Below are 10,525 nucleotides of genomic sequence, written 5' to 3'. Positions count from 1 at the left end.
ACCGAATACAGCCTGTGATCCCGCTACGCGCCATGCCACGCAAACCCCGGCCTGGCTTGCCCCGACTCTTTGATCGTCCAAAGTATCGGCAGCGCAACATCATTGAGCGGATGTTTGGCTGGCTAAAAGAGAACCGCCGAATCGGCACCCGCTACGACAAGCTGGCCAAGAGCTACGCAGCCATGGTCACGCTGGCCTGCAGCCTACGTTGTATGCGGCAATACTTTTCGTACAAAACCTAGTAGCCCCTTCCATTAACTTGATTTTTAAAGAACTAATAAGCTATTACAAATAAATTTCTCGGTGGCTACTGCTTTTAATTGGGGGCAGGGGAGTCAACTTTATTTGGTGTCAAGTGATTTTTTACAAGCTTTAGATATTTTTCATCCTCTTCTGAAAAAATCTCTTCACCCTCTACCATATAAGCCTTGCATAAGAAATCTATGCCTTCAGGCTTGCTCAGTTCGTAGAGAGACTGTCCTAAACGCAACATAATGAAGGGGTTTGATGCACCATCAGGCCCGTTCATACCGTCATAGAGTTCTTCAATTGCACGTTCATAATCTTTCATGTTAAACAAAGCGTCAGCTGTACCCGCTTTTAACCAAGTGTAAGCCTCCCAAGTGCTGCGAGGCGAAGGCAATAGACTGAGAGCTTTCTCAAAGATATTTAATGCTCTCGGGTATTCCCCGTCATCCATAAGTGAATTTCCTATGTCACTCATTTCGGAGATTTTTTCGTAAAGCTCATCATCAAGCTCTAGCATGATTCATACCTTTATATTCTCGAGATAAAAATTCAAGTACTTATTGTCAAAGCCTTCAAAAGCTCTTTTCTTTCCGAGTTTAAAAGCTTTGTCAAAGTGCTCAATTGCGAGCTCTTTTTCGCCAAGTTCATAGCATATTTTTGCAAAATCAATAAGGCTGCTTGTTTCTCGTGGTGGCTTGGTTTTAATTGCAATAATTGCCCATTTTTTTGCTTCCGCATAATTTCCGGAGTCGAAGAGTAAATTAGAAATGCAACTAGAAATCCAATTGGCAAGATCCCATCTTTCGGGAGGCGCAGGCAACAAGGCCCATGCTTGATGATAGTTTTCAAGTGCTTTATCACTATCGTTTTCGATTTCAAATTTATTGCCAGACTCCGTCAAGTCTACAATTTTTTGTGAAAGCTCACTATTCGAATCGCTCAAATCTTCCATAAAATCCTCAATAGCTAAAATTTTCGTGTGGCCCAATCATACTTTCGGGAGGTCTATAAATCTGCCCTAATTTGGCACCTGCGGATCTATTGGTCGAGAAGTGCTCCAGCTCATAATTTTTAGGATCCCGCATCCACTGCCTTACTTCCGGCGATTTAGCTCCAAAATACCCCCCCTTGGTATTCCAGTATGTTACTGCGTCGGTTTTATGGGCCATGTCGGCCTCTTTAATGGGGTACCATTTTTCGTCTTTGCTCTTAAATCTCATACGGGCGCCTTCACCACGTATTTTTCCTTCCTTCCGCATATTCTCAATAACGGTTCTTCCCGTTTTGCTATTTTTCCCTGGGGTACGGCCCACATAATCAGTTCTACAGCTCAGTCCCCACGGGTCAATCCAATTGATTGTATTAGGCGCATACTCATAAAGATTTTCCCCACCCAACAACCCAATCGGATCCTGCGTAATAAACCGCCCAATCTCCGGGTCATAGTACCTAAACGTGTTGTAATGCAGCCCCGTCTCGACATCAAAATACTGCCCCTGAAACCGCAGGTTCTGCTCAACCTCGTTCACCACCAGCTTCTCAACCGCTCCCCAGGCCCGGTACTTCGCCTGCCAGACGATCTGACCTTCGGCATCGGTCATTTCCAGCGGTGTACCAATCTGGTCGGTATGGAAGTAGTAAACCTTGTTTTCTACCTCGCCCTCTTTCTCATCAACACGAGCCAACGGCGCATAGCTGCCGGGCTCGTAAAGGTACAGGCTGCTCTGGCCGGGGCTTTCTTCGCGCAGCATGCGCAAGCCTTGCCAGAGGAAGCGTTTGTGGTCGGTGCGGCCTTTGATCTCGGACTGTTTGGCGACTCTTCGGCCCAGGCTGTCGTATTGGTAGCTGCTGGTGCTTTCGACCTGCGTGCCAGCCATGGTTTCGGTTTTGACCAGGCGGTTTTCGCAGTCGTAGGTGAAGGTTTGCCAGCGCACGATGCCGACGACTTTTTCGATCAGGTTGCCCCAGGCGTCGTATTTGTATTCGTGGTTCGCCCACTGTTTTAGGCGGTTGTCTTTGACGTGGTCGAAACGACTGGTGTTGAAGTTCAGGCGATTGGCGGCGGCGTCGTAGCGGAATTCTTCGCCGTCAACGACTCTACCGGTGTTGCGCGCCAGCAGCTGGCCGTTGGCTTCGTATTCGTACTGGGTTTCGCCGCGCAGTTTGTCGAGGGTGCGGCTCAGTTCACCGGCCGGGTCGTATTCGTAGCGGCGGTGAATCGGGTTGTAAGCGTGTTCGACGTAGCGCTCTGGCTTTATGAGCGGGTTCTGGATCTGCGATAGCTTTTCCGCGGGCAGGGTGGTTGCGTACTGCCACGCTTTGCGGCCCATGCTGTCGTAGCCGAAGCAACTGGTGAGTTTGCCCTGGGTGCGGTAGACCTCGCGGTGCAGGTCGTCGCGCTCCATGTCGCTGATCAGCTGGCCATCCAGATTCAACTGGTGCAGGTGACCGCTGCCGTAGTACAGGTGGTTCAGGTGTTGACCGGTGGGCAGGGTTAGAGTGGTCAGGTTGCTGAGTGGATCGTACTCGTAGGCCAGCGCGCCTTGGGGCGTGGTCTCTGTGGTCAGTCGCCCCAGCAGGTCGTAGGCAAATTCCAGTTTTTCGGCGGTGACGCCGAGTTTTCTGCCGGTGTCCGTCGGTTTGCGCTCGATTGACAGCAGTCGGTCGCCGTCGTCATAGGTGTAGTCCTGACGCGCGTCGTCGTTGAGTTTGGCCAACAGGCGACCAATCGGGTCGCGCTCCAGATGGGTGCTGCGCCGTGGCTGTTCGCCTTTCTCGCCGTAGCCGATTTCCTCGACCTGTGTCAGGTGGCCGCCGAGGTTGTAGCTGAAGCGGCGGGTCAGGTTGTCGATGCGCTTTTCTTCGATCAGACGATCTGCGTTGTCGTACGCTGCTTAAAGTCATAACGGTAATCGAAATGTTCACCATCGCTGGTCCAGTGCTCGACCACGCGAGGCTGGTCATCAATGGTTTCCCAGCGGTAGTAACAGTTCAGGCCCAAGGCGTTGCTGTGGCGGGTCATCACGCCGTCGGTGTAGGAAAAGCTGCGAGTGGAATCGCCATTACGGTTATAAACGTCACTGAGCTGGCCGTTGTCGTCGTAGTGGTAACGAACGAGGGTTTCAACAGCTTCCTTATTGACGATCCGCTTCACCGACGTCAGCCGTCCCAGCGGGTGCTCATACTGCAAATGCACATGTACGTTGCCGGGTGCGCTGATGTCGGTGAGAGTACCTTCATCGGTACGGCTGAAATGCAGGTAGTGGCCGAGCGCGTTTTCAATACGCTGCAGCGGAACGGGTTTGTTGTTATTCGGCACTTCGCCGAAGTAGAAGAAGATGTTGTCCTGGGTTTGGAGCATGTAATGGCCGCCTTGCGTGCGGACCAGATGCATCTGCTCGTAAGGGTTGTAAATGCTTTCCCCGGGCTCGACGTTGACGAAGGGTACGCTGCGCCCCTGATTGTCGATGAGGTAAACGAAACTGCCATTTCGGCGCAGGTTTTGCTCCCACGGCAGCACCCAGCCCTTGCCCAGAACGCTGTCGACGTTGAGGTCGCTGGCGTAAAAGCGCGACCACTCGATAGGCATCAGCCCCGGCAGCGCAAAGTCTGTTTCGCCTTCTTCAAGCAGTAATTTTCGCCCGCTGGTGAGGTCAACGGGGTTGCCGCTGAAGCCGCCTATCACCCCGCTTATTGCAGGCCCCGCAACAAAACGTCCAAATAAATAGGACACGCCTACCGTGGCAGCGAATTTCAGGGCGCAAGGTGCGACCGCCTTCAGGCCGCCACCGAGTCCCTTGGCTAACATGGGCAGTCCACCGCGCCCCATCGAGGCAATGATGATTGCGATATCAATACCGACACGAAGCGACTCGGATATCTCTTCGTTTACTTTCAGATAGCGTTTTGTCCCGCCGCCAATAAAGACGTTATTGGAACCTGTAGCGATTTTCGAGTCACAGGTGAGCTTGTCGCCCTTGCGGGCGGCCGGGTAGCCATTGATGAAAACGCTGGCAGAGCCATCTGCAATCTGTACCGGTGCGGGGTGATTCTCGCACTTGGCGATACTTTGTGTGGTAAGAGCCGCATTGCGGCCGTTGATAAAAACGTTGGGCGAACACCCTGTTTGCGTGATATCTCCCGCGGGAGAACTTCGTGCCGCGCCCCAGCTTTCACCCACCGCCGGGGCTGCGCCTGCGCCGACTGACAAAACAACACCCAGAAGAACAGCCCCCAACCCGGCGGTGCAGACAATCAGGGCCGCGCCAGCAACGGCCATTGCGATGCCGATCACAGCACCCGCCAGAAGCCCGCCCAGTGCGCTATTGTGCTCAATTCCATCGTGCAAACGCGCTGCTTCGAACATGGTTTTATTCCTGTTCGGTGTTTATTGGCCCAGCGTTATCCGGATGTGGCTGAAAACTGGCCAGCAATTGCAACCAGTCCTCGTCCTGCGTGGAGCTAAAGTCAGTCTGACTTGTTGCCGAAAACACCAGAATACGTCCCGGTATGACTTCAAAGGCCGCTTGGCGCTGGTAAATCGGTCTGCCTTCATGCATGTAGTAGGCATCTACTTGTATACCGGGGAGGGTGTGCCCAGTAGACAACAAGGCAGACTTCTTACCAAGCAGCGTGTAGCCCCGAAGCTTATTGGCGATGAGCTTTATCTGCCGGCTTATGTAGGTGCTCATGTCCTCAGCGGGCAGCATGTCATCACGTGAAATCGTGATATTGAGGGGCGCTGGAACGCTGTCGCCCAAGGTGAACATGTTCACCGTCCGGTCCTTGAAACCATCTGGTAATGCGATTGATCCTTCGTGAAGCTGATAGTCCATTGTGAATGTCCTGAACTCGAAAATAAAAAATCAATGAGCGACAATTGCTTCAAGCACTGCGTCGAAATCGATCAACCAGTCTGCCAGCGCAGCCGTGTCAGGATCAATCATTGTGGAGATGCAAAGCCATTGCTTATCTCCATCCTCTGCAGTGGTGATAGCGTTAATAGCTCTGCCGTGACTAAGCCCTTGCCTGGAGGTGAGTACGTAGTCGAGAGCCACCGCTGCATTTCCCGCCAGCAAGCAATCTCGCTGCCGCACAGTATCGATATCAGGGTGTCTCTCACGCAGGTTTGCCAAGTAGAGATCTGTATAGCGGTTCAGCGTCAGATCATCCCGAACCGGCCGACGTGTGATGGTGAGCGTGATGGGGTGTCCATCCTTTTCAAGAGTGATGCTGATCTCCTGAAAGTTCACTCGCTGCGGCATGACCAGTTTCAGCCCGGCAACCGTAATCTCATTGCGTGTCAATTCAAGCGGTAAAACCGGCACTGGCTCAGGCTCGGGAACGGTCGGCGGAGCACTTGCTGCGTGTAATGCTTTCTCACGCGCCAAAGCCTCATCGGCTATACGCTTTTCCGAAATACGGTCATAAAGGCTGGTTCTGACCATCTCAGGATTTCTCGATATTGATATCGACACGGTCACCTTCGACAAAGGTGTTTTTGCTGAGAACCTTTATTTCGTCGCCCTTGATTTCGATGCTGCTCGGCTTGAGGGTAATGCTACTGGTACCTACAGTGAGGGTGATCTCCGTCATGGCCGTAATGTCGATAGACTGTTTGTCCACGGTAATCGTCAATGAGCCTTGCTCTACCTTGAGCAAAGTGTCGTTCTGAATAATTTCCGTATTCTTACCGCCGACAGTCACACTGCGGTTATTACCCACGTCATGCGTCTCATCCAGCTCGATCTCGGTGTCCATGTTGCGCTCGGCATGCACAATCACCTGTTCGGCACCGGCCTTGTCTTCGAAGCGGAAGAAGTTGGCTGTACCGCCATCACCCTTGGCCGAACGCGTCAGGAAACCGCTTTGGGTCTTGTTGGCAGGCAACGACCACGGCGGCGTATTCTGGCTGTTGTACAGACTGCCCATGACGAGCGGACGGTCGGGGTTGCCATCAAGGAAAACGACCACCACCTCGTCACCGACGCGCGGGATCTGGATGCTACCAAAACCGCCACTTGCACCGGATTGAGCAACGCGGACCCAGCAGGAGCTTTTGTCGTTGTGCTCGCCTTTGCGGTCCCAATGGAACTGAATCTTTACGCGACCCAGTTCGTCGGTGAAGATTTCTTCTCCGGGCGGACCCACAACGATAGCGGTCTGCGGCCCCGAAATGACGGAGCGATTGGTCGTGAGCTGTGGGCGAAAAACTATCTTCTTGCGTACACAGGAGAAGGTGTTGAAGTAGCTGGCTTGCTGACCGTTGAGGTAATTGTTGTGGCCTTCACTATCAACAAGCACGAGCAGGAACTGGCGGTCTTCAGGTGAGCCCTGATCGTGGTCGTAATGCTGCAGCAGTTCGAAGGTGTAGCCAGGCTTCATGGCACGACAGTTACTGGTGCCCCTAAAGCTCTTGCCCCTCAGCTCAAGCGCTTCAACGCGCAAGCGCAACAGCGCTTCACCTTCATCGTAGGTGCCATGGGTGTACTGGCCGGGAAAGTCGTACACCTCGAAGTTCTCGACATCACCCTGCTGGTTCAGGCTGTTCATGGCGACCGGCAGCCTGTTGTTTGGCTGACGATAGTCGAACGTCTGAACCGCTATTTTCCCTGATTGTAGTTTGCGGTCGCCGTTCCATTCGATGATGGAGTCGGCTGTCTCGGTGACCGACGCCGAGTGGAAGCGTATCTGGGGCTGCTCCGGCAACGGCACCAGCGTGGTGGAGTCGTCGCAGATGATCATGGTGTGACCTTCGGCGGTGTGCTCGAAGTAATAGAACATCCCTTCTTCTTCCAGCAGACGCTGGACGAAGTTGAAGTCGGATTCGCGGTATTGAGTGATGTAGGTATAGCGCTTGAGAGGCTTGCTCAGGCGAAACTCATGCTTGGAGAACGCGGTACACATCGCGAACACTTGGGTAACGACTTCCTCTACCGTATTCCCCTGGAAGATACGTGTGTCGAAGCGGTTCTTCAGCATCGAGAACCAGGGGTTGAGCGTTGCCGTGTATTTGGCCATGCCGCCGTCGCTGCCACCGCTGGCAAAGCGCGTGAGATAGCCAGCGATATAGCGTGGCGAGCCATCGGCCAGCTCGATTTCGATAACCACGTGCTGGCCCATCATCGATTTCAGCTCGACTCCGGAGTCCTGGCACACCAGCAGCAGGTCAAATTGGTATGCACGTGACAGACCTTCAGACCCTCTAAAGGACTCCAGCAGCAGCTCCTGCTCGGGATTCGCGAGGTTCTTGAATTTGAAAAGGCGCCGGTTCTGCGGCGAAAGCATCGCGGCAAGGTCCATCAACATGTATATCTCCTTGAAGGCAGGGAGGCCAGCGCCGCCGGATTTAGCGGCTAACGGTTACAAACTGACAAGTCACGACACAGGTCTGGTGCATAAGCATCGACTATTTCAGGAGGGCTGCGATATCAAAAATCGACATCCACCGCTCATAAAATTCTGAAAATTTCGTAGGACCAGAGCTACAGACGCGTTCGGCATCTCGCAATTACTGCGAATGTGCGACCACAAAACAATATGAAAGTGCCACTAGCTCAGTAAAAAAACAGCTAACATTTCTCTCAAAACCGTTACAGTTCTTAAGAGATGAAAGGAGACACCGAGGCGTTGCGCCGTGTCAACCACAACGACGGCCTCGGACGATCACCCTCATTTTGGGATGTGTCTGATTTAGCTGGACGGTCGTAATTGTGGAGCACTTAGGGAGGCGCTGCAAAAATAGCCAACTGTCCCCACCCTTGGCACACTAAGTTCCTTCAACCAGCCTCCCTCTCCGTGAGCGTTACGCGCGTGCAGAAAACCTTCTCCGAACTCGAATATACCGGCAAGAAAAAGCAGACTCGCCGAGATCGCTTCCTGGCTGACCTTGAACAGTTGGTGCCCTGGGCCCAGCTGGAGGCGCAAGTGGCGCCGTTTTATAGCAACACCGCAGGCAAGCGCGGACGCCCTGCGATAGGGGTGTCGCGCATGTTGCGCATGTACGTCGTGCAGCAGTGTTTCGGTTTCTCCGATGAAGGTTGCGAAGATGCCGTCTACGACAGCCAGGCCATCCGCGGTTTTATGGGTATCGACCTGGGTCGCGAGTCGGCACCGGATGCCACCACCTTGCTGCGTTTTCGCCGCTTGCTGGAAACCCATCAGCTAACGCGGCGGCTGTTTGAAACGATTAACCAGCATCTGGCCAGCCGGGGGCTGCTGCTCAAGGAAGGCACTATCGTCGACGCTACCCTGATCGCCGCGCCGCCCTCGGTCAAGAACCGAGAAGGCAAGCGTGATCCTGAGATGCATCAGGCCAGGAAAGGCAATCAATGGCACTTCGGGATGAAGGCCCACATTGGTGTAGACGCCACGTCGGGGCTGGTGCACAGCGTAGTAGGGACGGCCGCTAACGTGGCGGATGTCACCCAGGTTGGCCAGTTGCTGCACGGTGACGAAACCTATGTTTCGGGTGACGCTGGATACACCGGTGCGGCCAAGCGACCGGAGCATGCTGAACGGGACGTTATCTGGTCGATTGCAGCACGGCCAAGCAGTTACAAGCAGCACGGCGAAGGCAGCGTGCTGTATCGGGTCAAGCGTAAAATTGAATATGCCAAGGCGCAACTGCGCGCCAAGGTCGAGCACCCCTTCCAGGTAATCAAGGTGCGCTTCAATCATCGCAAGGTTCGCTACCGTGGGCTGGAAAAGAATACAGCGCAGTTGTTCAGTTTGTTTGGGTTGGCCAATCTGATGCTGGCCAAGCGGTATTTGCAACAGGCGGCAGGATAAATCCGTCTGAAAGGCGGGACTGGCCCGCCAATCAGCAAAAGGAGGGCAGAAATCTGCCCGAGAAACGCAAAACAAGGCCGGCAGGTTGAAAAAAACCGGCTTGGAAATGAAGACGGTGCGAACGGGTTAATTGTTCAGCGTCTCCTTAGAGCGCGCATTAGTTGGGAGATTTTCAGGCGTAGCAATGAGTTAAGCAGGGATTCGAATAAGTGATGGCCTAATGGCATTGTTGCGATCTGTTTTTTAGGTGAGAAAAATGAGCATGTCCTGAAATTTAGCTTCAGAATTCAGGTCCCATGGAGCCATGTACATGGCTCGGATCACGTCAATTTGTAGCCGCGCGATTGGTGCAAGCCTCCTTCAACCCAGGGACAGTGATGTGTAAATGGACCTATTAGCCAACATTCCTAGCTGGGATGACATCGAGCGGAACCTCGATGATAAATTCAACACGCTGAATCAAGCCTACAGCGATGGGCTGCAGAGCACCTATGACAGCTGGAATGGCTTCACGCGACGCGTCAATACCACCACCACCGCGACTCAAGCCTACGGATACATGGGCGGCAACCGCATTGACTATGTGAAAGCGGCGATGAGGCTTTCCTATCCCATCATCGAGTCAAACCTCAAGCGCAAGTGGGCATCCATCGAGATCGAACAGATCCTCCCGGTGCTGCTGCAACTGGTTAAAGAAGTCGCGATGATTCTCGGCGGCAGCGTTGCGGTCGGTACGGTCGCTGGCGGCGTTGCTGGAGCGTTTTTCTTTGGTGTCGGCGCTGTGCCGGTAGCGGCAGTTGGAGCGGGTATCGGTTTACAGGTTGGCAACCTGATCCTGATGGCGCTGGGCCTCTCAGCTATAGCTGAATATTTCTATAAAGGTCTGCCTGCTTGCCTCTCTACCTTGCAGGAAGGCTTCGCCACTGCCTGGCACGCTGACGAAGGGCTGAAACCCGAGGGCCTCGACCCCACTGGTGGTTCGGCATACGAAATCCAGGAGCGGATTGATCGTGCTGCCCGCCAAATCGCAAAAGGCCAGGAGCAACTGGTGCTGCTGCTCTTTACTGCCATCGTGACCTACATGACACGTGGGCAGGTCAAGGCAGGCATCATAGGGAGCATGGATAGCATCGCAGTGCGCAGTGCCAAGCTTCAGGCAGAGATTTCGAACAAGCAGTTTGCGAACTGGTTGGCGCGTAATGAGCGGAGGCTATTGGCTGAGCCTGCGTTGCGGGTTGATGAGCCTGCTCCTTTGGCTAAGGCTGAATCCGAGACCATGCGTGAGTATTACGCTAGGTTTTGTACGAAAAGTATTGCCGCATACAACGTAGGCTGCAGGCCAGCGTGACCATGGCTGCGTAGCTCTTGGCCAGCTTGTCGTAGCGGGTGCCGATTCGGCGGTTCTCTTTTAGCCAGCCAAACATCCGCTCAATGATGTTGCGCTGCCGATACTTTGGACGATCAAAGAGTCGGGGCAAGCCAGGCC

Annotated in this window: 11 protein-coding genes; 3 read left to right on the top strand and 8 right to left on the bottom strand. The window is 53.7% G+C overall.

Annotation, left to right across the window (positions count from 1 at the left end; all coding sequences use genetic code 11):
- A partial coding sequence (locus GS12_RS23695) for a transposase (RefSeq protein ID WP_152601462.1) occupies window positions 1–242 on the top strand: 242 nt, incomplete at its 5' end.
- Between the two features lie 74 nt (window positions 243–316).
- Here the strand turns inward: GS12_RS23695 and GS12_RS20960 are convergent.
- The 7 genes from GS12_RS20960 to tssI form a co-directional block, all read right to left on the bottom strand.
- Window positions 317–766, bottom strand: coding sequence for a tetratricopeptide repeat protein (locus tag GS12_RS20960; RefSeq protein WP_031594521.1), 450 nt, complete (start codon window positions 764–766; stop codon window positions 317–319).
- Window positions 767–769: 3 nt separating this feature from the next.
- Window positions 770–1,201: a tetratricopeptide repeat protein gene (locus tag GS12_RS20955; protein ID WP_031594520.1), complete on the bottom strand. Its 432-nt coding sequence runs from the start codon at window positions 1,199–1,201 to the stop codon at window positions 770–772.
- Between the two features lie 7 nt (window positions 1,202–1,208).
- Complete coding sequence (locus GS12_RS24865; RefSeq protein ID WP_200884547.1) at window positions 1,209–2,966, bottom strand: RHS repeat-associated core domain-containing protein; 1,758 nt, start codon at window positions 2,964–2,966, stop codon at window positions 1,209–1,211.
- Between the two features lie 149 nt (window positions 2,967–3,115).
- Window positions 3,116–4,615 (bottom strand): DUF6531 domain-containing protein, encoded by a 1,500-nt coding sequence (locus GS12_RS24860; protein ID WP_200884546.1) that lies wholly within the window; start codon window positions 4,613–4,615, stop codon window positions 3,116–3,118.
- A 4-nt stretch (window positions 4,616–4,619) separates the two neighbouring features.
- The gene (locus tag GS12_RS20945; RefSeq protein WP_002551405.1) at window positions 4,620–5,084 is read right to left on the bottom strand and encodes a DcrB-related protein; all 465 of its coding nucleotides are present in this window, start codon (window positions 5,082–5,084) and stop codon (window positions 4,620–4,622) included.
- A 30-nt stretch (window positions 5,085–5,114) separates the two neighbouring features.
- Window positions 5,115–5,696: a DcrB/PsbP domain-containing protein gene (locus GS12_RS20940; protein WP_031594518.1), complete on the bottom strand. Its 582-nt coding sequence runs from the start codon at window positions 5,694–5,696 to the stop codon at window positions 5,115–5,117.
- A gap of 1 nt (window position 5,697) precedes the next feature.
- Entirely contained in the window at window positions 5,698–7,557 is a 1,860-nt protein-coding gene (gene tssI, locus GS12_RS20935) for a type VI secretion system Vgr family protein (RefSeq protein ID WP_002551407.1), read from the bottom strand.
- 504 nt (window positions 7,558–8,061) lie between these two features.
- Here tssI and GS12_RS20930 point away from each other — a divergent pair.
- Both GS12_RS20930 and GS12_RS20925 read left to right on the top strand, forming a co-directional pair.
- A complete protein-coding gene (locus tag GS12_RS20930; protein WP_031594517.1) occupies window positions 8,062–9,039 on the top strand; it encodes an IS5 family transposase in 978 nt (325 codons plus the stop codon).
- Window positions 9,040–9,424: 385 nt separating this feature from the next.
- A complete protein-coding gene (locus GS12_RS20925) occupies window positions 9,425–10,387 on the top strand; it encodes a DUF6861 domain-containing protein (RefSeq protein ID WP_050491395.1) in 963 nt (320 codons plus the stop codon).
- Here the strand turns inward: GS12_RS20925 and GS12_RS23690 are convergent.
- Window positions 10,332–10,525: transposase (locus GS12_RS23690; protein ID WP_152601461.1), on the bottom strand; the 194-nt coding region annotated here is incomplete at its 5' end. The genes GS12_RS20925 and GS12_RS23690 overlap by 56 nt on opposite strands.

It is taken from the genome of Erwinia oleae (genome assembly GCF_000770305.1).
GTDB classification, from domain to species: Bacteria; Pseudomonadota; Gammaproteobacteria; order Enterobacterales; family Enterobacteriaceae; genus Erwinia; species Erwinia oleae.
This window is presented reverse-complemented; position numbering and strand designations above follow the sequence as displayed.

What these genes read in the sequence shown, in the direction of transcription:
- GS12_RS20960 (WP_031594521.1), bottom strand. Translation starts at nt 766, where the DNA reads ATGCTAGAGCTTGATGATGAGCTTTACGAAAAAATCTCCGAAATGAGT.
- GS12_RS24860 (WP_200884546.1), bottom strand. Translation starts at nt 4,615, where the DNA reads ATGTTCGAAGCAGCGCGTTTGCACGATGGAATTGAGCACAATAGCGCA.
- GS12_RS20925 (WP_050491395.1), top strand. Translation starts at nt 9,425, where the DNA reads ATGGACCTATTAGCCAACATTCCTAGCTGGGATGACATCGAGCGGAAC.
- GS12_RS20940 (WP_031594518.1), bottom strand. Translation starts at nt 5,696, where the DNA reads ATGGTCAGAACCAGCCTTTATGACCGTATTTCGGAAAAGCGTATAGCC.
- tssI (WP_002551407.1), bottom strand. Translation starts at nt 7,557, where the DNA reads ATGTTGATGGACCTTGCCGCGATGCTTTCGCCGCAGAACCGGCGCCTT.
- GS12_RS20945 (WP_002551405.1), bottom strand. Translation starts at nt 5,084, where the DNA reads ATGGACTATCAGCTTCACGAAGGATCAATCGCATTACCAGATGGTTTC.
- GS12_RS20955 (WP_031594520.1), bottom strand. Translation starts at nt 1,201, where the DNA reads ATGGAAGATTTGAGCGATTCGAATAGTGAGCTTTCACAAAAAATTGTA.